At 42.9% G+C, this 21,336-nt stretch carries 23 protein-coding genes; 3 read left to right on the forward strand and 20 right to left on the reverse strand.

The genetic code is table 11. The annotated features are described in order from the left end of the window. Positions 1 to 8: 8 nt before the first annotated feature. From A4G13_RS05775 to A4G13_RS05785, 3 genes are all read right to left on the reverse strand, one after another. Entirely contained in the window at positions 9 to 677 is a 669-nt protein-coding gene (locus A4G13_RS05775; RefSeq protein WP_011200854.1) for an amino acid ABC transporter permease, read from the reverse strand. 3 nt (positions 678 to 680) lie between these two features. Continuing rightward, entirely contained in the window at positions 681 to 1,340 is a 660-nt protein-coding gene (locus A4G13_RS05780; RefSeq protein ID WP_090655116.1) for an amino acid ABC transporter permease, read from the reverse strand. 186 nt (positions 1,341 to 1,526) lie between these two features. Further along, complete coding sequence (locus A4G13_RS05785) at positions 1,527 to 1,967, reverse strand: hypothetical protein (RefSeq protein ID WP_090655112.1); 441 nt, start codon at positions 1,965 to 1,967, stop codon at positions 1,527 to 1,529. A 142-nt stretch (positions 1,968 to 2,109) separates the two neighbouring features. On the opposite strand from A4G13_RS05785, the gene A4G13_RS05790 reads away from it, so the two are divergent. Next, positions 2,110 to 3,009 carry a LysR family transcriptional regulator gene (locus tag A4G13_RS05790; protein ID WP_090655109.1) on the forward strand — a complete coding sequence of 300 codons (900 nt, stop codon included), beginning with the start codon at positions 2,110 to 2,112 and terminating at the stop codon, positions 3,007 to 3,009. Between the two features lie 77 nt (positions 3,010 to 3,086). On the opposite strand, the gene miaB is transcribed toward A4G13_RS05790, so the two are convergent. Together miaB and A4G13_RS05800 are read right to left on the reverse strand one after the other, a co-directional pair. Further along, complete coding sequence (gene miaB, locus A4G13_RS05795; RefSeq protein WP_090655106.1) at positions 3,087 to 4,511, reverse strand: tRNA (N6-isopentenyl adenosine(37)-C2)-methylthiotransferase MiaB; 1,425 nt, start codon at positions 4,509 to 4,511, stop codon at positions 3,087 to 3,089. A 170-nt stretch (positions 4,512 to 4,681) separates the two neighbouring features. Further along, on the reverse strand, positions 4,682 to 4,975 hold the full coding sequence (locus A4G13_RS05800) for a DUF3861 domain-containing protein (protein WP_011200859.1): 294 nt from the start codon (positions 4,973 to 4,975) through the stop codon (positions 4,682 to 4,684). A gap of 56 nt (positions 4,976 to 5,031) precedes the next feature. On the opposite strand from A4G13_RS05800, the gene A4G13_RS05805 reads away from it, so the two are divergent. Continuing rightward, positions 5,032 to 5,523, forward strand: coding sequence for a thioredoxin family protein (locus A4G13_RS05805; RefSeq protein WP_090655102.1), 492 nt, complete (start codon positions 5,032 to 5,034; stop codon positions 5,521 to 5,523). 72 nt (positions 5,524 to 5,595) lie between these two features. Here the strand turns inward: A4G13_RS05805 and cpdA are convergent, their stop codons facing one another. The 10 genes from cpdA to sodC form a co-directional block, all read right to left on the reverse strand. Beyond that, the gene (gene cpdA, locus A4G13_RS05810) at positions 5,596 to 6,426 is read right to left on the reverse strand and encodes a 3',5'-cyclic-AMP phosphodiesterase (protein ID WP_090655257.1); all 831 of its coding nucleotides are present in this window, start codon (positions 6,424 to 6,426) and stop codon (positions 5,596 to 5,598) included. A 150-nt stretch (positions 6,427 to 6,576) separates the two neighbouring features. Then, entirely contained in the window at positions 6,577 to 7,200 is a 624-nt protein-coding gene (gene nudF / locus A4G13_RS05815) for an ADP-ribose diphosphatase (protein ID WP_090655254.1), read from the reverse strand. A 115-nt stretch (positions 7,201 to 7,315) separates the two neighbouring features. Further along, positions 7,316 to 8,032 (reverse strand): 4'-phosphopantetheinyl transferase family protein, encoded by a 717-nt coding sequence (locus tag A4G13_RS05820; RefSeq protein ID WP_090655099.1) that lies wholly within the window; start codon positions 8,030 to 8,032, stop codon positions 7,316 to 7,318. A 48-nt stretch (positions 8,033 to 8,080) separates the two neighbouring features. Then, positions 8,081 to 9,961 (reverse strand): molecular chaperone HtpG, encoded by a 1,881-nt coding sequence (htpG, locus tag A4G13_RS05825; protein ID WP_090655096.1) that lies wholly within the window; start codon positions 9,959 to 9,961, stop codon positions 8,081 to 8,083. A 203-nt stretch (positions 9,962 to 10,164) separates the two neighbouring features. After that, positions 10,165 to 10,698, reverse strand: coding sequence for an opacity family porin (locus tag A4G13_RS05830; RefSeq protein WP_011200865.1), 534 nt, complete (start codon positions 10,696 to 10,698; stop codon positions 10,165 to 10,167). A gap of 213 nt (positions 10,699 to 10,911) precedes the next feature. Further along, positions 10,912 to 11,424: a SprT family zinc-dependent metalloprotease gene (locus A4G13_RS05835; protein ID WP_090655093.1), complete on the reverse strand. Its 513-nt coding sequence runs from the start codon at positions 11,422 to 11,424 to the stop codon at positions 10,912 to 10,914. Between the two features lie 126 nt (positions 11,425 to 11,550). Then, on the reverse strand, positions 11,551 to 12,828 hold the full coding sequence (thrC, locus tag A4G13_RS05840; protein WP_011200869.1) for a threonine synthase: 1,278 nt from the start codon (positions 12,826 to 12,828) through the stop codon (positions 11,551 to 11,553). Between the two features lie 67 nt (positions 12,829 to 12,895). Then, positions 12,896 to 13,840: a homoserine kinase gene (gene thrB, locus A4G13_RS05845; RefSeq protein WP_090655090.1), complete on the reverse strand. Its 945-nt coding sequence runs from the start codon at positions 13,838 to 13,840 to the stop codon at positions 12,896 to 12,898. 11 nt (positions 13,841 to 13,851) lie between these two features. Further along, positions 13,852 to 16,302, reverse strand: coding sequence for a bifunctional aspartate kinase/homoserine dehydrogenase I (gene thrA, locus A4G13_RS05850; RefSeq protein WP_090655087.1), 2,451 nt, complete (start codon positions 16,300 to 16,302; stop codon positions 13,852 to 13,854). A gap of 323 nt (positions 16,303 to 16,625) precedes the next feature. After that, a complete protein-coding gene (gene sodC, locus A4G13_RS05855; RefSeq protein WP_090655084.1) occupies positions 16,626 to 17,180 on the reverse strand; it encodes a superoxide dismutase family protein in 555 nt (184 codons plus the stop codon). A 188-nt stretch (positions 17,181 to 17,368) separates the two neighbouring features. Between sodC and A4G13_RS05860 the strand changes: the two genes are divergently transcribed. After that, complete coding sequence (locus A4G13_RS05860; protein ID WP_090655081.1) at positions 17,369 to 18,061, forward strand: YggS family pyridoxal phosphate-dependent enzyme; 693 nt, start codon at positions 17,369 to 17,371, stop codon at positions 18,059 to 18,061. Between the two features lie 135 nt (positions 18,062 to 18,196). On the opposite strand, the gene murA is transcribed toward A4G13_RS05860, so the two are convergent. From murA to mlaD, 5 genes are read right to left on the reverse strand one after another with little or no spacing between them, the layout of a single operon-like run. Beyond that, the gene (gene murA / locus A4G13_RS05865) at positions 18,197 to 19,462 is read right to left on the reverse strand and encodes a UDP-N-acetylglucosamine 1-carboxyvinyltransferase (protein ID WP_011200875.1); all 1,266 of its coding nucleotides are present in this window, start codon (positions 19,460 to 19,462) and stop codon (positions 18,197 to 18,199) included. 20 nt (positions 19,463 to 19,482) lie between these two features. Beyond that, positions 19,483 to 19,740, reverse strand: coding sequence for a BolA family protein (locus A4G13_RS05870; RefSeq protein ID WP_041639921.1), 258 nt, complete (start codon positions 19,738 to 19,740; stop codon positions 19,483 to 19,485). Between the two features lie 32 nt (positions 19,741 to 19,772). Then, positions 19,773 to 20,135, reverse strand: a complete 363-nt coding sequence (locus tag A4G13_RS05875) for an STAS domain-containing protein (RefSeq protein ID WP_090655078.1) — start codon at positions 20,133 to 20,135, stop codon at positions 19,773 to 19,775. 8 nt (positions 20,136 to 20,143) lie between these two features. Next, entirely contained in the window at positions 20,144 to 20,785 is a 642-nt protein-coding gene (gene mlaC / locus A4G13_RS05880) for a phospholipid-binding protein MlaC (RefSeq protein ID WP_090655076.1), read from the reverse strand. A gap of 38 nt (positions 20,786 to 20,823) precedes the next feature. Beyond that, positions 20,824 to 21,327 (reverse strand): outer membrane lipid asymmetry maintenance protein MlaD, encoded by a 504-nt coding sequence (gene mlaD, locus A4G13_RS05885; RefSeq protein ID WP_090655073.1) that lies wholly within the window; start codon positions 21,325 to 21,327, stop codon positions 20,824 to 20,826. Positions 21,328 to 21,336 lie beyond the last annotated feature (9 nt).

The raw sequence follows: 21,336 nt of genomic DNA on the forward strand, positions 1-21,336 counted from the left end.
TATTTTAATTAATTTTCCCAGCGTTTTTCTAAATATTTAGAAAATAAGGAAAGCGGATAACAAATCGCAAAATAAAGTGCGAAAATAACCCCGTAAATCCACAGTGCCGATGTAGGATCCCGGAATAATGAAGTTTCGATGATCTGCTGCCCTACTTTAATCACTTCCAATACGCCGATTAACATGGCAAGGGAACTGGTTTTGATCATACGGGTAAATAAATTAATCGCTCCCGGCGTTACCCGTTTTAAACTTTGCGGCAACAAAATATAAATAAAGGTTTGAATTTTACTTAATCCCAAAGCATAAGCGGCTTCCGTCTGATGTTTTTCGATTGAAGTTAATGCGCCGCGCACTAAATCGCCCATTTCCGCCGTTCCCCAAAAAATAAAAACGAGGATACAAACCGTTACGCCCGATAAATGAACGTTAAACCATTTCGCCACGCCGAAATAAACGATAAATAAAATCGCCAATAAAGGAATAATACGAACGATTTCCAAATACAAACGGCAAAATCCTCTCACAAAGATATTCCGGCTGGTCATCACTACGCCCATTACAATCCCTAAAATGCAGGCAAAAAATACCGAAACAAAGGCAATTTCGGCGGTAATACCCAAGCCCGCCAACAGGCGCTGTAAATTATTTCCTTCAAATAAAAGCGTTAACCCCATCTTTTAGGCTCCATATTTCGCACGACGTAAGCGGCGTTCCAGATAACCGATAAAAACAGACGCCGGCAATAAAATAATGAGGTAAAACACCACCAGCAGGAATAGGGCTTCGTTGGTTTTATAATCCATACCGATAATTTCTTTTGCCATAAACATTAATTCGGCAATGGCGATTGCGCTGACCACTGAGGTTTCTTTCATCAAAAACAAACAATTGGCGCCGATAGCGGGAGTTGCTACCGCAAAGGCCTGCGGAAACACCACATAACGGAAAGTTTGCATCGGCGTTAAACCGATACTTAATGCCGATTCCACCTGACCTTTAGAAACCGATTCAATACCGGCACGTACGGCTTCCGCCATATAACTGCCGCCAAGAAACGCCAAACCGATAACCGCGCAAGTAAAACCCTCTAATTTAACGCCGATTTTTGATAAGCCGAAATAAAGAAAGAAAATTTGAATAAGAAGCGGCGTATTGCGGGAAAGCTCAATATAAGCCTTAACAATTGTCTGCAAACCGCGCACGCGGTAACTCATCACCACAGCGCAAATCACCCCGATAATTACGGAGAATAAAATCGCCCAGAATGAAAGTTCCAGCGTTAAAATTGTGGCATCTACAAATCTTGGAAGCGCATTCCAAATATATTGCCAATTCATAATAATACTCAAGATAAGGAATCAATTAAGTGACATTATAAAGGACTTTTTCTTCCGAAATAAAAGAATGATTCCGTATTATTTATAGCAATTAAGAATATAGAAATGAAAAGTGCGGTAAAAATTTCGAAAATTTTACCGCACTTTACAGACTTTAGAATTATAGCGGAGTAACCGCGTTAATAATTAGATATGTGAACGGATTTCGGTTTTGGCTGCTGCTAAATCCGCTTTTGTCGCCGCCTGATCCAGACTGTCGATAAGTTTATTCAATTTCCAGCCGCTATAGTCCGCATCCAACTCTGCACGGCGGTTGTCCGAAGCTTCGCCGAAATCAAAAGTCTGAGCCAGCACCGCCGCTTTAGTTTGTTGCGCCAATTCCTTAGCATCGGTTGCCAGCGCATTGAATGCGGTCATATCGGAAGCCTGGCTTAACTGCGCTAATTTTGCGTCAAGTTCGGTTTTTAACGCTTCATAACGGTTGGTTTCGGCTTTAACCGGCTGGTGAGTCTGGTTTGAAATATTGCGTACAATTTCACGTTCCATCGGGCTTACCGCCATTGCTTGCATAGAGAATGCGGCGGTAATAAATGCGAATGCTACGGTTTTGATCATTGAATGTTTCATAATACTTTCCTTAAAAATGTTTAAATTAATGTTTGTTACGCGAACAGCCTTTGCCGTTCGATGGTGAGCATTATAAATATTTTAATTAATATGATAAGATTGCTAATTAATAATTCACAATTAACAAAAAATTAATAATACTATGCAAAGTTCAATTTACGGGTATCTTACCTATTTTCATGAAATCGTTATTGAAGGATCTATCGCCGGCGCCGCGCGCAAACTTGAAGTCGCACCGCCGGCAGTGAGCAATGCGTTAAAACTGCTTGAACGGCATTTGGGCTTGCCTCTGTTTACCCGCACCACCCGTAAAATGGAATTAACGGAGGCGGGACAGCGGTTGTTCGATTCCACCAAGGATATGCTTCGAGGTCTGGATTCGGTTATGGAGTCCGTTCGGGATTTAACGGAGAAACCTTCGGGGCTGGTTCGGATTACCACTTCTATTATTTCTTATTTATTGGTCATCAGACCGCATTTCGCCGAATTCTGTGAACGTTACCCCGATATTCGGCTGGAAATTTCCGTCAATGACGGCATTGTAGATATTGTAAAAGAAGGTTTTGATGTAGGAATGCGTTTCGGCGATCGGCTGGAACAGAACGTGGTGGCTAAAAAGCTGCTCGATCCGGTACGGTTGGGACTATATGCCTCGGAAAGTTATCTCCGTAAATACGGAAAACCGGAAACATTAGAAGATTTAAGCCAGCATAAACTGCTGGGTTATCGTTTTGTCACGGCAAATCGCACCTATCCTTTGACTTTTAATCAAGAGGGCAGAGAAATTTCAATAGATATGCCTTATTCCGTTTTAACCAATAATCTTACCGTGGAATTGGATACCGTACGTCAGGGTGTGGCATTGGGGCAATTGTTCGAACCGGTAGTGAACGCCCTGCATGACCGCGAAAATTTTATCCCGGTACTGGATGCGCACTGGACACAATATCCCGCTTTATATCTGTTCTATATGCAACACAGTCAGAAAGCCGGCAAGGTACGGGCGTTGATTGATTTTTTGGAAGAGAAAATAAAGGGATGACAGAATAGAAAGCGCGGTAAAATTTTCGAAATTTTGACCGCACTTTTATGCTGAACGGTTATTCAAATAAACTCAAATTAACCGCCGAAACGCCCTACTCCGAGTTCGTCTTCTTTACGGGTGCGGTTGATTACCGCTTGCGGTGATTGCACGACGCGTAAACCCATTTGATCTTCGGTACGGACAACATCGCCGCGTAGCGAGTTGGTAAATACATCGGTGATTTTAATATCCACGAATTTGCCGATCATATCGGGCGTGCCCGCAAAGTTTACGATACGGTTATTTTCCGTGCGACCGGTCAGTTCCATGATGTCTTTCTTCGACGGACCTTCCACCAATACGCGTTGTTCGGTGCCAAGCATTGCGCGGCTGAATTGTGCCGCTTGATTATTAATGCGTTGTTGAAGAATGTATAAACGTTGTTTTTTCTCTTCTTCGCTCACATCATCAGGCATATCCGCCGCCGGCGTGCCCGGGCGAGCCGAATACACAAAACTGAAGCTCATATCGAAGTTGACTTGCTGAATCAGATTCATAGTTTGTTCGAATTCCTCGTTGGTTTCTCCCGGGAAGCCGACGATAAAATCGGAACTGATCTGAATATTCGGGCGAACCGCACGCAATTTACGGATAATCGATTTATATTCAATCACCGTATGACCGCGTTTCATCATAGTTAAAATACGGTCGGAACCCGCTTGCACAGGTAAATGTAAGAAACTTACCAATTCCGGCGTATCGCGATATACATCGATAATATCATCGGTAAATTCAATCGGGTTACTGGTAGTGAAGCGTAAACGGTCGATGCCGTCAATCGCCGCCACTAAACGCAATAACTCGGCGAACGAGCAAATGCCGCCGTCGTGAGTAGGGCCGCGGTAAGCATTAACGTTTTGACCGAGCAAATTCACTTCCCGTACGCCTTGTTCCGCCAGTTGCGCAATTTCAAATAACACGTCGTCTAACGGGCGGCTTACTTCTTCACCGCGGGTATAAGGCACAACGCAATAAGTACAGTATTTATTACAACCTTCCATAATGGAAACAAACGCTGTCGGACCTTCCGCTTTGGGCTCCGGCAAGCGGTCAAATTTTTCGATTTCAGGGAAACTGATATCCAACACCGCTTTTTCACCGGCACGAATCTGGTTAATCATTTCAGGTAAACGGTGCAATGTTTGCGGCCCGAAAATAATATCCACATAAGGCGCACGTTCACGGATATGTTCGCCTTCCTGCGAAGCCACGCAACCACCCACACCAATCACTAAATTAGGATTTTTTTTCTTTAATTCTTTCCAACGACCTAATTGATGGAACACTTTTTCCTGCGCTTTTTCGCGAATTGAGCAGGTATTCAGCAGCAATACATCCGCCTGTTCCGCTTCTTCCGTTAATTCCAAACCGTGCGTACTCTGCAATAAATCCGCCATTTTTGATGAATCGTATTCATTCATCTGGCAGCCCCAGGTTTTAATATGTAATTTTTGTGTCATCTTTTTTCAATCATTCAGTTAATAAACGGACAGCTTACCCGCTCGAATCGGGTAAGTTAAAATCGGTGGGTCATTTTACAGATTTGTAGCAATTATGACCAGTTAAAAACGCCGTTTTTCACGGATTTTTACCTGTTAGAGTTAGATTTAACCAGTTTAAGCAAACTGATCTATTCCGCTTTTCCCTTACCTTTTACCAACTTCATGATTTCTAAAAAATGCGGTTTAATTTCACGAAACAAGGGGAAATCCCGATGAGCCATCATTACCTCGCCCATCAATTTCAAACCGACCGTAAACTGTTCCGCCATGTCGGATGTAAAGCCCTCACGTTGTTTGGATAGTTCGATAATTTTGAAGATATCGTCATGATTGGCAGCCGTAAATTGAATCTTTTCATCTTTTGGGTTGCCTTGATTATCTTCTAAATATTCCAGAGTAATACGATATTGATATTGTTTCATAAATTGATTCCTTGTAGGATTAATCGTTTTTTTATTATATCTCTTAGGAAAAAATCATGTCAGACTTTCAGCAATATTTAAATTTTAATGAGGAAGAAAATAAACGGCGTCAATTAGAAGTTTATGCCGATACGCACATATCCGCCCTTACCGAACGGCGTATCGCCGCCATTTCCGCACCGCAGCAATGGTTAGTATTGGGCGAACCCTTCTGCCCCGATTGCCGGGTGTTTGTACCTTTTGTGCAAAAGTTTGCCGAATTGAACCCGAATATCAAAATCAAATACGTGGCACGCAAAAATTACCATGAGCGTAGCCGATTTGATTCCGACGAACAACAAAAACTCGTGGTGGAAACCCACAATATTCCAAGTTTATTCCGTATCGAAAATGATACAACACGCTTGGTATTAAAAGAATTCCCCGAGTTTTTCAAACAACGTGCAGAACAGGCGCCCGACCAAAAAGATCAACTTAAAGCGGATTATCGGGCGGGGAAATTTAATGAAGAATTAGAAAGGGAACTGGTAAAATTATTTACCGTTTAATGAAAAAGTGCGGTGAAAATTTTCAAAATTTCTACCGCACTTTTAGAATCATCCTGTTAACCAATAAAACCCTTAATAGCCGTCTTCCTGCATATTCGGCAAAAAGCTGGCTTTTTGAATACGGTTCACTCTTGTGATGATAGAGCCGTCGGAATGCAGTTCCACTTCCCGCCAGCCCGGTTGCAAGGTATCCAGCGCAAAAACATTACTATCCGGCTTAAACTGTATGCAGGTGGAAGGTGTTGCCATAATTTGGTAGTCTTTCCATGTGCCGTCCATTGCCTGATGAATATGCCCGTACAAAATCCCCCGCACATTATCATATTGGGCAAGAACCTGCGCTAATTCGTGGGCATTACGCAGATTATGTTGATCCAGCCAGCTGGAGTGGGTTGGCAGAATATGATGATGCAACACCACCAACGAATAGCGATCCGGATTATCTTTTAATTTGGAATCCAGCCACTCCAACTGATATTGCCCTAATTGCCCGTGCGGCACACCGAACACTTGGCTGTCCAGCATTAGTATCTGCCATTTGTCACCCAATAACAGGTGCTTTTTAGGGCTTAAATTGCCATGCTCCTGTACCAGAATATCAAACATTTTTGGCTGGAAATCATGATTTCCGGGGATCCAAAAAACCATTTTATCTAATTGTTGAACGGATTTGCAGAAACGTAAATAAGCCTCTTCGCTACTATCCTGTACGATATCGCCGGTAGCTAAAACAAAATCATAGTTAAATTGATTTTCTTTCAGTTCCGTCAATACCTGCGTCAAACTCTGTTGCGTATTCACACCTAATAGCTCTCCCTGCTCACCTTTAAACAGATGAGGGTCCGTTATCTGTACAAAACGAATCACATCGCTATCGGCTTCATAGATATATGTATTACTTATCACAGCGAACCTCTAATTATCAAACTGTAATTACCTTATACGTTTCATAAAATTTTTCATCAGGCAAAATAAAAAATTGTTAACAAGATCATATTTATAGCTATTTTTTTATAAAAATTGAACGCCAGATCACATTCCGGTTGCGGCCAATCAACACCAGTTTTTTTGCAACCGCCGATAGTTAAGTTGCAACCATTGGATACCTATCACGGCACTACTGTTATCAATTTTACCCTGATTTACCCATTGATATGCGGTTTCCCGGCTGACTACATGGACTTTAATATCTTCGTGCTCGCAGGCTAAACCGTGCAATCCTTTCGCCTTACTGCTGTCCACTCTACCGGCAAATAAATACAGGCGTTCCACCGTTCCGCCGGGGCTATCCCAAACACTTAACGCATACTCCAGATTATCAATCGTCACGCCGGCTTCTTCTTCGCTTTCGCGCATTGCCACTTCTTCCGGGCTTTCGCCTTCTTCTATCATTCCGGCAATCAGTTCCATTAACCAGGGTGAAGAAGATAAGTTCGGGTCATAGGCGCCAATCCGTACCTGTTCTACCAGCACGACTTCGTCACGAACCGGATCATAAGCGATCACCACAGAGGCCGCACCTTTATAAAGAAGTTCCCGGGTTACGACTTCGCTCATTCCGCCGGCAAACAATTTATGACGAAACTGCACTTTTTTCATCTTAAAAAAACCGCTGTAAAGCGTTTCTTCATTAAGAACTTCAATATCTTGCTGACTAAACTGTTGTAATTCGGACATTACGCTACCTCCGGCGAAAACTATGGGTAAGGATAATTCAAAATTGAAAATTTTAAGGTTTTTTTTATAATTTTTTTGAACTTGCTCACAAAAAATTAGCACAAACGCTCATTTTTTAAGTTTTATTGACAGAATATTTAATGGCATTATTCAAGCTGACCGGAGAAAATCCATTGTTTTCCCAACAGAAATATTGCGCTTGTTCCAGCTGTGAATTTGCCGCAAAACAGGCAAAATAGAAAGGCAGTTCATCGGTAAAAATTAATCTGCCGGAGGGACAATAAGCGGATTTTAAACGTAGGTTTTGCGGATCATGAAACACTTCGCTTAACTGAACGATCCCCACACCCTGAGATTTCAATATTGCTTCCCGCAGGCACCAGCAACGATAAAAAGCGCTGTCCGCATCCGCCTCACCGGCAAACCAATTCTGCTCCCGTTGCGAGGTAAAATGCGCTAAAAGTGCGGTGTAATTTCGCATTTTTTTAGGATGTTCAATATCAATCCCCACAATAGATTGAGGCGTATTAACGGATAAAATCACCGCTACCCAGTCGCCCGAATGGCTGATATTAAAATCAATATGAGGGGGCGTAAAATAAGGACGTCCACTGACAGAACGCTGAATATCCGCTAAAAGTGCGGTAGGAATTTGGGCTTTTTTGCATAATTCCCATAATAAAAAATGCGCAATCCATCGGCTGCGATGACGGCGCTTTACCCGTATATTGTCGGTGGGTTTCCGGCCTAATTCTTCCGTTAAAAACTCAGGCGGAATTTGTCTAAGAGGGTAATGTTGTTGAATATTGCCGAACGCAATGAATGTTGTCATAAAAAATAATAAAGCCAGTAAAAACTGGCCTTATTATACGTTAAAATTTTATTTCGCCAATAAAGCATTCACAAGTTTAATGAACGCCGCCGGATTTTCCAAAGAACCGCGTTCCGCAAGCATGGCTTGATTTAACAGCAATTCAATCCAATCGCCGAATTCGGTTTCATCGGTCACCTCCGCCGCTTTTTTCACTAATTCGTGCTGCGGATTAATCTCAAAGGTATATTTTACTTCCGGCACCGGTTGGCCGCTCATGGCAAAAAGTTTCGCCATTTGGGTAGTCATTTGGTCATTATCCGTTGAAACTACCGCCGGCGTATCCGTTAGGCGGTGGGTTATGCGTACATCTTTTACTCGCTCACCAAGCAAAGTTTTCACCCGTTGGATAAAGGAATCGAATTTTTCATCCTGTTCTTTTTGATTTTCTTCCTCTTTATCCGCCAAATCCCCTAAATCCAAATCCGCTTTGGTGACGGATTGCAACGGTTTACCGTCGAATTCCGTTAAATAACTCAACATCCATTCGTCGATACGATCGGAAAGTAATAATACTTCAATGCCTTTTTTGTTGAACAATTCCAGGTGCGGGCTGTTTTTCGCCGCCACATAGCTGTCTGCGGTAATGTAATAGACGGCTTTTTGCCCTTCTTTCATACGGGAAATATAGTCCTCAAAGGACACATTTTGTTCGCTGCTGTCCGTGTGAGTAGAAGCGAAACGGTAAAGTTTGGCAATTTGTTCTTTATTAGCGAAATCTTCCGCCACGCCTTCTTTCAGCACCAAGCCGAATTCTTTCCAGAATACGGCGTATTTTTCAGGTTCGTCTTTCGCTAATTTTTCCAGCATTTGTAACGAACGTTTGGTCAAGGCTTTGCGCAACGCCACCGTGGTTTTATTATCCTGTAAAATTTCGCGGGAAACGTTTAACGGCAAATCGTTGCTGTCTAACAAACCGCGCATAAAGCGTAAATAATTCGGCATAAAGACTTCGGCGTCATCCATAATGAATACGCGTTGCACATAGAGTTTTAAACCGTGTTTTTGTTCGCGGTTGAATAAATCCCAAGGCGCTTTGCCCGGCACATAAAGCAGACTGGTATATTCCTGATTGCCTTCCACTTTATTGTGCATCCAGCTTAACGGATCGGCAAAATCATGGCTGATATGTTTATAAAATTCTTTATATTCGTCATCGGAAATTTCCGCTTTAGAACGAGTCCAAAGGGCTTGCGCCTTATTGATTTTTTCCCATTTCACACCGGATTCTTTACCTTCTTCGTCATATTCTTTCGTCAGAATTTCCACCGGCAAACCGATATGATCGGAATATTTGCCGATAATTTCCCGTAAACGCCATTCGTTTAAGAATTCTTTTTCATCCTCACGCAGGAATAAGGTAATTTCCGTACCGCGATCCTTTTTCTCAATATTTTCTACGGAATATTCGCCTTCGCCGGCAGAAGCCCAAAGCACGCCTTTATCCGCCGCGACACCGGCGGCACGACTACGCACTTCCACTTTGTCGGCAACGATAAATGCGGAATAAAATCCGACCCCGAACTGACCGATTAACTGACTGTCTTTCGCCTGATCATTTCCTAGCGCGCTTAAAAATTCTTTTGTGCCTGATTTTGCAATCGTACCTAAATGATCGACGGCTTGTTCCCGGGTCATACCGATACCGTTATCGCTCACGGTTAACGTGCCTTTTTTGTCGTCAAAGCTAATGCGCACTTTTAAATCGCCGTCGCCTTCATAAAGTTCCGGTGCGGAAAGCGCTTTAAAACGGAGTTTGTCCGCCGCATCCGATGCGTTTGAAATCAGCTCGCGCAAAAAAATCTCTTTATTGGAATAAAGAGAATGAATCATTAATTGTAAAAGTTGTTTTACTTCGGTTTGAAATCCACAAGTTTCTTTATTGCTCATTTTATTTTCCTCGTAGAACGGGTCTTCCCGTCAAAAGCATTATAATAAACAGGCATGAACCTGTTTCAATAGCTTTCTAGATATAAGAATAATTTTGCAAATTTCAACCGCAGTTTTACGGATTTTTGCATTAGAAGGGAAATAGAAAAAAAGTGCGGTAAAATTTTTGAAAATTTCACCGCACTTTTCAGATTCAGGAAAGATTAGAAGTCGTAACGGACACCGACTTTAGCGCCGTATTGATTGATGTTGTGACCGTTGGCTTTGCCCAAACGGTTATATTCAACACCACCGTTTAAAGAAACGTCTTTCGCTACCTGGTATTGCACGCCGGCTAAGGCGCCGTAACCCAATTTGTAAGAGTCCGTTTCTTTAATTATGCGCGAGCCGCCGGATCTTTTCTCTTCTTTCGCATCAATGTCGTTCGCCGATAAACGTGCGCCTATATAAGGTTTAACCGGTGAACCGACTTCAATATCATAGATTGCGGATACGCCGAAGCCGTGCGCTTTTACTTCGGAATTGCCGTCGGTTGATTTGCCGTAATGAGTATAGTCTATCGCATAACGCATATCGCCCGTGTCATAACCTAGCGCGACATTCGGCGAAAAACGGTGATCGCTGACTTCTCCGGATTTAATTTTCGAATATCCCGCATTACCTTCAACGTAAACGTTGGCTTGCGCAGCGGATACCATGGCTAATGCGGCGATAATCGCTAATAATGTCTTTTTCATAATAAATTCCTTATAAATCTAAGAAAAGGATGGTCGCTAAATAATCCGACAAAGCGGATTTAACTTATTTAGCTGTGAACTAAGACAATTTATCCGCCGAAATGTTCATTTATAAAAAATCCGCCGAATTTAACCGCACTTTTAAATCGGATTTTAAGTACCGCAAAATTGCAACTCAACTCGAGGGTCTGTTTATATTTTATAAACTTGATCTCAACCGCTTACAAAAGATAAACAGCTCCTGCATTTCCGGCAAAAATACACCGCGTGATCACGCTGAATCCGGTTATGGCGGCGAACGGAAAGTTGATGAGTCCGGCATTGGCATTGGTAAGTAAAAGTCTCGCCCTGCACGGATTTAACATCAAACCGATGATAGACGTTTGCCGGCAAATCAAATACGTTGTTCATCACCGTTTGCCATTCGACGCCATGGGGTTTTACCCGCCCGAATACTTGATAAACCAGCAAATGTGCAAGCTCATGAGGTACTACCTGCCCGATAAACTCGGCGGAATTTTCCAACAATAAAGTGCGGTTTAAACGGATTTCGTTTTGTTGCAAATAAGCAACCCCCGCTTTCATTCCACGTACCTGATAAGTGACCGTCGGCATAGGAAAAGAACGATGAAAATGCGTTTCGGCAAGCGTCAGACAATTTGTTAATCTGCGCTGAACCTGCATTTTCAAATGACGAAATCCGGTTAATTCAGAAATATTTTCCATAACGACAAAATCAAAAGTGCGGTGAAATTTTTCGAAATTTTATGTGATGAGAAAAAATTTTCAAAAAATCGACCGCACTTTAACAATGAAGGCTTATGAATGAGCAATATTCATCAGCCCGGATTATTATTTTTTCAATAAATAAGCGCGCAATGCGGCAAAATCATTTTCCATTACATCGGAAAGCAATGGTAATTCCGCATGTTTTGCAAGCGCCTGCGGAAGCGGCAACTGGGTGTTAAGAATGCGTTCAACGGATTCTTTAAACTTCGCCGGATGCGCCGTGCACAGGAACAAACCGGTTTCGCCCGCTTGCAAGTCCTGTTTCAATACGCGATAAGCAATGGCGCCATGAGGTTCGCACAGATAACCTTTTGCATTCATATCGCGTAGGGTTTCTTCCGTTTGTGCGTCGGAAACCGCACCCGAATGCAACTCGGATAAAGCCCAACCGTTACGTTTAAACAATTCTTCGACACGCGGCCAGTTATTCGGGCGGCTGACATCCATGGCGTTAGATAAAGTTGCCACCGTTGCGTTAGGTTCCCATTTACCCTTTGCCAGATAACGCGGAACCGTATCATTGGCATTGGTGGAAGCGATAAAACGCTTAATCGGCAAACCTAAGGTTTTCGCGATTAATCCGGCGGTTAAATTACCGAAGTTACCGCTTGGTACGGAAACCACCAGATTGCTGCGCTCTGAAGGCGAAAGTTGTGCCGCCGCTTCAAAATAATAGCAAACCTGAGCCAGTAAACGGCTGATGTTAATGGAGTTTGCGGAATTTAAACCGATCGCCCGACGCAATTCCTCATCATCAAAAGCTTGTTTTACCAACGCCTGGCAAGCGTCAAAATCCGCATTAATCGCGACGGTACGGATATTGCCGCCTAATGTGCAGAATAATTTTTCCTGTAACGGGCTGATTTTACCTTGCGGATAAAGAATCACCACATCAATATTTTCCAAACCGTAAAATGCATGAGCAACCGCCGCCCCGGTATCGCCCGAAGTCGCGGTTAAGATGGTAATTTTGCCGTCGCCGCGCACTGTCGCTAACGCCTGCGCCATAAAACGGCCGCCGAAATCTTTAAAGGCTAAAGTCGGGCCATGAAATAATTCCAATGCATAAACGCCCTCTTCTACCTTTGCCACCGGAGCCGGAAAAGTGAACGCGTTTTTCACCATGGTATTGAGTTTTTCCGCCGGAATTTCTTCTCCGATTAGAGCGCCTAAGATTTTTTGACTGCGTTCCACTAACGGCAAGGCTAATAATTCGTCAATATTATCTAAAGCCGGAATCACTTCAGGAAAAAATAATCCCTGATCTTTTCCCAACCCCTGGCGTACCGCCTGGGCAAAATTTACTTGTTCTTCCGGGTGTTTAATGTTGTATAGATTCATAATTTAATATTATTCCTGTTTATTTTAATTTCTCAATTATCAATAGTGAGGATATTGATATTATTCGTTATCCTAAAGCCCTTGTACCCTGATTATCCACCTTACAGATATGCACAAAGCCTTCGTTATTCTGCAGATAATGATTCTCTAAATAATTGGCAAGCTTAGTAGCGACCGCTAAATCCGGCGCGATGGAAAAAATTGTCGGACCGGAACCCGAAATCCCGGTGGCTAAGGCGCCTAAATCCCGTGAAGCCTGTTTTACCTCGGCAAAATTCGGCAACAGGGATTCGCGATAAGGTTCGGCTATAACGTCTTTCATCATTAATGCGGCTAAGACGTCCTGCTGCGTGTGACAAGCGTGAACAAAGCTGCCTAAATGGCGTCCGTGAGCAATCACATCCTGACGGGTATAGCTTTTCGGCAAAATCGCCCGCGCTTCGGCAGTGGAAACTTCAATACCCGGATAAGCCAGCACCCAATACCAACTATCGAAAAACGGCAGTTGCTGACAAATATTGCCCAAAGACTGCACCATAAGCTGTACGCCGCCGAGATAGCAAGGCGCCACGTTATCATAATGGATGGAACCTGAAATGCGGCCTTCCAATTCGCCCATCATTTCAAGCAGTTCCATTTTAGAAAAAGGCTCGTTATGAAACGTATTCAATGCCACCAACGCCGCCACAATAGAACAGGCGCTGGAACCTAAACCCGAACCTATCGGCATATTTTTTTCAAGAGTTAAACGCAAAGGTTTGACATGACCGTTACGTAGTTTTAAGCGTTCGCTAAACAGAACATAAGCTTGATAAACAATATTTTTTTGCGGTTCTTTCGGTAATTTACGGACAAAATAACCCGCACTTTCCAACTCAAAACCGGCGGGGATATCTTCAATTTGTACCACATCGCCGAGCAATGACCCGTCAATCGGGGATATTGCCGCACCTAAAGTATCAAAACCGACACTGATATTCGCGCTTGATGCCGGAGCATAAATTCTTAGCATTGTTTACTCTCTTAATTTCTTAACGTTCTGAGGATATCGGCAAAAATACCGGCGGCGGTTACCGCATTACCTGCACCGTAACCACGTAATAATAGCGGAATCGGTTGATAGTAGCGAGTATAAAATGCCAGTGCGTTTTCACCGTTTTTGACTTTATATAACGGATCGTCCGCATCGACTTCCACAATCGACACCTTGCATTTGCCGTCATTTATTTGTCCGACATAACGTAAAACCTTATTCTGAGCACCCGCTTTTTCTACACGGGCGGCAAATTCGGCATCCAGTTGTGGCAAAATTTCCATAAATTCCACCGCACTTTTTCCTTCGGAAAAACCTTTCGGCAATACGCTTTCCACTTCCACATCGGAAAGTTCTAATTCTAAACCGCTTTCGCGGGCTAAAATTAACAGCTTACGCGCCACATCCTGACCGGATAAATCGTCACGCGGATCCGGCTCGGTAAAGCCTTTTTCACGGGCAAGCGCCGTTGCCTGCGACAATGTCAGACCTTCTTCCAGTTTACCGAAAATAAAGGATAAGGAACCGGATAAAATTCCGTTGAAACGTTCTACTTCATCGCCGGCGGCAAGCAGATTCTGCAGATTTTCGATAACCGGCAAGCCCGCACCGACATTGGTATCGTACAGGAATTTACGTTGATTTTTGCGCGCATTTTCACGTACCAAATTATAATACGCCATTTCGCGGGTATTGGCTTTTTTATTTGGGGTAACCACATGAAAACCCTCGCTTAAAGCGCGCGCATATAAACCGGATACGGACTCTGCCGTTGTGCAGTCCACAAATACCGGATTCACCACATGGTGCAATTTAATAAATGACAGTAATACGTCAAAGTCCGACGGTTGGGTGGCATTGGATAGATCTTCTTTCCAGTTATCCAGCGATAAACCGTTTTCATTCAACAACATTTTATTCGAGTTTGCCAAAGCGCAAACCCGAATTTCAATATCCTTTTTTGCCAGATACTCTTTTTGCTGCTTAATCTGTTCGATTAATTCGCCGCCGACACCGCCGACCCCCACAAGAAACATATCGACGCTTTTCTTATTGTTGAAAAGTGCCTGGTGGGTGGACTTCACCGCTTCAATAGCTTTATTTTGCGCCACTACGGCGGAAATCGAGCGTTCGGAAGACCCCTGGGCAATGGCGACAATGCTGATATTCGCCTGTGATAATGCGGAGAAGAAACGCGCCGCAATACCTTTCGCCTGTTTCATACCGTCACCGACTACGGAAATAATTGAAAGATCTTCGATAACCTCAACCGGTTCTAAATCTTTGTCTAATAATTCTTTAGCGAATTCCGTATTTAACGCGTCTTTTGCTTTCGCGACTAATTTACTCGGCACACAGAAACTAATACTGTATTCGGAAGAAGATTGAGTAATCAAAATAACGGAAACACCGGCTTTCGACATCGTTGAGAAAACCCGCGCTGCCATGCCTACCATGCCTTGCATACCCGGACCCGACACATTAAACATCGCCACATTATCTAAATTGGTAATACCTTTGACCTGTAATTCGCCTGATTGCGGTGCGCTTCCGTCAATAACGGAACCGGGTGCGGTCGGATTTCCCGTATTTTTAATCAAACAAGGAATATTGCTGCGAACTAACGGGCCGATGGTTCTCGGATGAATCACTTTTGCACCGAAATAAGACAATTCCATCGCTTCGCGGTAAGAAAGACTTGGCAGCAAACGGGCATCCGGTACCAAACGCGGATCGCAGGTAAACACGCCGTCAACATCAGTCCAGATTTCACAAGCACTGGCGTTCAAGCAGGCCGCTAAACAAGCGGCGGAATAATCCGAACCGTTACGTCCTAACAGAACAAGTTCGCCTTTTTCATTTCCTGCGGTAAATCCCGCCATTAGTACGACGTTATTTTTCGGAATTGAAGCCACATCAACACGTTTTGCCGATTCCTCAATATCGACCGATGACTCTAGGTAATTGCCGTAAGCTAACAGTTTTTCCACCGGATTAATTACCGTTACCTCATATCCGCAAGCTTCAAACCAGGCTTTCATCATAGCGATAGATAATTTTTCACCGCGACAGTCGATTGTTGCTTTTACCGCGTCTTCCACTTTGCCCGTTTGGCGAATTTGTTCTAATAATTCCGCAAGCTGATTGAATTCGCTTTCGATAAGCTGCGATGTACCTTTAAGATCAAAATTATTATTTTTTTCATGCAGCCCGTTAATAATGTTATAAAAAATGTCTAACGCTTCATTAAAATTTGTTTCGGTAGGTTGATTAAGACTGGCTTTTTCAGAAAGAGCGACGAGGTGATTGGTAATTTTTGCGGGCGCCGACAAAACGGCGGCGGCCTGCTCTTCCAAATGAGCTTTTTCGATAAGCCGGGCTGCCTGCAAAAATCTTTCCGGGTTGGCAAGCGAGGTGCCGCCAAATTTAAGTACGCGCATAGGAGTCTCCTATAAAAAATGTTGTGAATGCAAAAAACTGTATAAAAAAACCCGCATAAGTTGCGGGTTTCATGTATTTTTTATTTAGAACGCACTAACCCACCCAGTTACACATCGTAATGGTAATCATAATGGTGGTCATAATCATTGTGCTATTGTTCATAGGTTCGTAAATTTATTTGTACAACGAAAAACGTATGCTAGAAATACCGAAGTTTTTCCGCTTTGTCAACGACAAAATAAAAAAAGCCTGAAAAATTATATTCAGACTTTTTATTCGCTATCGCAAAGCGGTTTTATTTAAAACATCTGCAATTTCCGATTTATTTAATCACACCGCACGCCATTCTCGCTCCACCGCCGCCTAACGCCGCCGGATGATCGGAATGGTTATCGCCGCCTACATGAATCATTATTGATTTGTCGGCGATTTCATCTAAAGATTTAAGGCGCGGAGCCAATACCGGATTAGATGCCGTACCGTCCGCATTTACGGCTAATGCCGGTAGATCACCTAAATGTGCGTTATCTTCCCAAGGAAATCCGTGGCGTTTTGCCTCTTTCGGATCCCAATGCCCGCCGGCGCCTAAACCCGCCACTTTTTTGCCGTCTTTTTCACCTGCCGCACAACTTGGATTTTGATGAAGATGAAAACCGTGCAATCCTGCAGTTAATCCGTTTAATTCAGGAGTGAAAACTAAGCCGTAAGGCGATTCCGTGACAACCACTTGACCGATAGCTTTATCACCTTTTACCGGGTCCAATAAGCTGACTTCAATTACTTTTGATTTGATTTCGGTCTGTACATTTTTTGCTTCTTCCGCGATAGCGGTGCCGCTTAAGGCAAACAAACCTAATAAAATAACCGTCTTTTTCATATAAGCTCCTGTAAACAAATAAAAAGTTGGCAAATGCCAAAGTGATACTATCATTGTATGAAAGATAAACAAGCCAATTGTTGCATTTTTGTTACATAGCTCACAAATATTATCAATAGATGTTTTTAGATAAACTGGTACAATATTCCTTTATTTCATTATCAGGAAAGCACTAACGGGTTATTTCAATGGAAATCACTAACAATTTAAAACAAATTCATAAAAATATCGTATCAATTTGCCAAAATGCCGGTTTGCCCTCGAACTCGGTGAAATTATTAGCGGTCTCGAAAACCAAGCCGGTTGAAGATTTGGAACAGGCTTATCAAGCCGGACAACGTGCTTTTGGTGAAAATTATGTGCAGGAAGGTGTTGAAAAAATTGAATTTTTCCAGGCAAAACATCCGGATATGGAATGGCATTTTATCGGCCCGTTACAATCCAACAAAACACGTTTAGTGGCGGAATATTTTGACTGGATGCAAACGGTGGATCGGGAAAAAATTGCAATCCGTCTGAATGAACAGCGCCCCGTCGATAAATCGCCGTTAAACGTTCTGATTCAGATTAATATTAGTGATGAGGAAAGTAAGTCCGGCATAAAACCGGCCGATATGATGGCGATGGCAAAAATTATCGAAAACTTACCGCACTTGCGTTTGCGCGGATTAATGGCGATTCCCGCCGCAACGCATGATGCGGCGATTCAAGCGCAAAGCTTCTCAGCAATGCATAAACTTTTTGTCGAATTACAACAGTCGTTACCGAATCAGCGAATCGATACTCTTTCTATGGGTATGACCGATGATATGACGGCAGCGATTAAGTGCGGTTCAACCATGGTCAGAATCGGCACGGCTATTTTTGGCAGCCGAAATTAAGGTTTTCGTGACTTATTGAAAATAAAATCCAAAAGTGCGGTTAAAATTTTCGATTTTTTGACCGCACTTTTTCTAACCACAAAAAATGGCACCCTTGGAGTGCCATTTTTGCTTTATAAATATTATAAATTGGTTTTAATCGGAAAAACGTTCGATTCTTGCGCCTAAACCACGTAATTTTTCTTCGATACGTTCATAACCGCGATCGATATGATAAATACGATCCACAATGGTTTCGCCGGATGCGATACAGCCCGCTAATACCAAACTGATCGAAGCGCGCAAATCCGTCGCCATCACCTGCGCACCGGATAAATGTTCGACACCGTGACAAATCGCCGTATTTCCTTCGATTTCCGCTTTTGCTCCCATACGAATTAATTCGGGAATGTGCATAAAACGATTCTCAAAAATCGTTTCGGTAATTTTGCTGGTACCTTCCGCCACTACGTTTAACAAAGTGAACTGCGCCTGCATATCGGTCGGGAAGCCCGGATGTGGCATGGTGCGAATATTCACCGCTTTCGGACGTTGACCTAAAGAATCTAAAGTAATGCTGTCTTCCGTGATGTCTATCTGCATACCGGCTTCGCGCAGTTTTTCAATAACGGCTTCTAAGGTATCCGCTTTTGTTCCGCGGCAAGTAATACGCCCGCCCGATATAGCGGCCGCCACCAGGAAAGTCCCGGTTTCGATACGGTCCGGCACGATGCGATGGCGGCAACCCGCTAAACGTTCAACCCCTTCAATGGAAATCGTATCCGTGCCTGCGCCGGAAATTTTTGCGCCCATGGCATTTAAAAAGATTGCCGTATCCACCACTTCCGGTTCACGCGCCGCATTTTCAATAACGGTTTTGCCTTCGGCTAAAGTTGCCGCCATAATGATGGATAAGGTTGCGCCGACACTGACTTTATCCATATAAATTCTGGCACCTTTCAAACGACCGTTTACCGTCGCTTTCACATAGCCTTCGTCCAGTTCAATCGCCGCACCCATTTTTTCCAGACCGGAAATATGCATATCGACAGGGCGAGCGCCGATTGTGCAACCGCCCGGTAATGAAACCTGTCCTTCATGAAAACGCGACAATAACGGCGCTAACGCCCAAATAGAAGCGCGCATGGTTTTTACCAACTCATAAGGCGCGACAAATTGATTAATATTGCCGGCATCGATCAGCACTTTACCCGGTTCTTCCGCACATTCCACATTAACGCCCAACTTGCGCAGAATCTTAAATGTTGTTTCGACATCTTTTAAGTCAGGCACATTGGTCAATATAACCGGTTCTTCCGCTAAAATTGAAGCGAATAAAATTGGCAATGCGGCATTTTTTGCACCGGAAATATCGACGGTTCCGGTTAAACGAGATTGCCCATAGACACGAAATTTTTCCATTTTATTTTCCTAAAATTAAATTAGTTTACGACGTTTAACATACGTTCTAATTTCCATTTTTCAGGACTGAACGTTTTAATGGTCAAGGCATGGATTTCACCGCTGGAAAAATGATCCATCAATGGCGCGTAAATAGTTTGTTGTTGTTTTAATCTTGATAATTTTGCGATTTCTTCACTGACAACAATCACGCCGTAATGTGCGTTTTCACCTTGCACGTAAACTTCATCAAGATTTAAAGCCTGTTTAAGAATTCGTTCGATTTCTTGGGTTTCCATTGTTATTTCCATTAAGGTTATTTAGCAAATTGCTACTTCAAATAAGGCTTAATCCAATCGGCTAATCCGACAAGATCAGCTAATGTAAGCAATTGGGGCGGGACATTTTCCAATAATAACGTTTTATCAGCGTTTTTCTTGGCTTGGCAATAATGAAGTAAATCACATAATAAAGCAAAACCGGCGGAATCAATGCGGGATACTTGAGATAAATCCCAACTGATATTTTTATCCGCAATTTGTTGTTCTGATAAAAAAGAAGAACGTTGCTCCCTTTTTTGGAATTCATTCCAAAGAGGTAGCAACGTATCCCTAGATAGCTCTCCGTCCAAGCGGAAAGCTATTCTATCATCATTTTGCTCGGCTGCCCATTTCAAATGTTTTTCAGCTTGCATAATTTCTCTTATTTTTTACCAAGGCTAACCGGAACCGCCGCCGCACGTTGTACCTGTGCGGTTAAAGCATCAATCCCGTTTTTGCGTAAAATACTGCTCCACTCCTGTTTTTTGGTATCTACCATGCTCACGCCTTCAGCGGTCATGTCATAAACCTGCCATTTGCCGGTTTTACTGTTTTTACGCCATTGGAAATTTAAATTTAACGGCTCCTGACCTTTCTGTAATAGTTTTACCCGAACGCTTGCCTGACTGTCGCTAACGGTTTGTTGCGGTTGCACCTGAATATCCTGATTGCTGTACATGGTCAACGCCTGAGCATAAGCCTGCACAATAAATTGATCAAATGCGGCAAAAAATTGTTCGCGCTGCGCCGGTGTAGTGGACTTGAAATATTGACCTAACACTAATGAGCCTGCATAGTTCACATGTACATAAGGCATTAAATCCTGACGAACGATATTTTTTAAATAATTCGGATCCTGTTTAATTTTAGGCTGATTCGCTTTAATATCGGCAAATAATTTTTCCGCCGCTTGCCGGGTCAAACCGTAAGGACTTTCATCTGCCAATGCATTTTGGACGGCAAAAAGTGCGGTCACTAAAAGCAAAATTTTTGATAACCAAGTTTTAAATGTGGCTTTTAACATAAATTCATTTCTCCAATAAAATTAAATAACTGTCCTGATTATTCCGCCGCTTTGGGTTCCGCAGAATCGTCTTTTTTGTCTTTATCGCCGTAAATAAACTGCCCGATAAGATCCTCTAGCACCACCGCCGATTTCGTATCTACGATTTTATCGCCCTCTTTTAACATAGCGGTTTCACCATCGTCAAACCCAACGCTTAATGCAATATATTGTTCGCCCAATAAACCGGAAGTTTTAATGGATAAAGAACTGTTTTCCGGAATTTGATTATATTCTTCGTTAATAGCAATAGTTACCTGCGGTAAATAATTTTGCTCATCTAAAGAAATATTCGTTACGCGACCGATAACCACGCCGCCGACTTTCAACGGCGCACGCACTTTTAGTCCGCCGATATTATCAAAAGTTGCGAAGACTTGATAAGATTTCGTTTCACTGAATCCTTGCACATTCGCGACTTTTAGTCCCATAAAAATAAGCGCGGCAATGCCGATTAGCAGAAATAATCCAACGCCAAATTCATATTTAATTGTTTGTCTCATTATTTTTCC

It is taken from the genome of Basfia succiniciproducens (genome assembly GCF_011455875.1).
GTDB lineage: Bacteria > Pseudomonadota > Gammaproteobacteria > Enterobacterales > Pasteurellaceae > Basfia > Basfia succiniciproducens.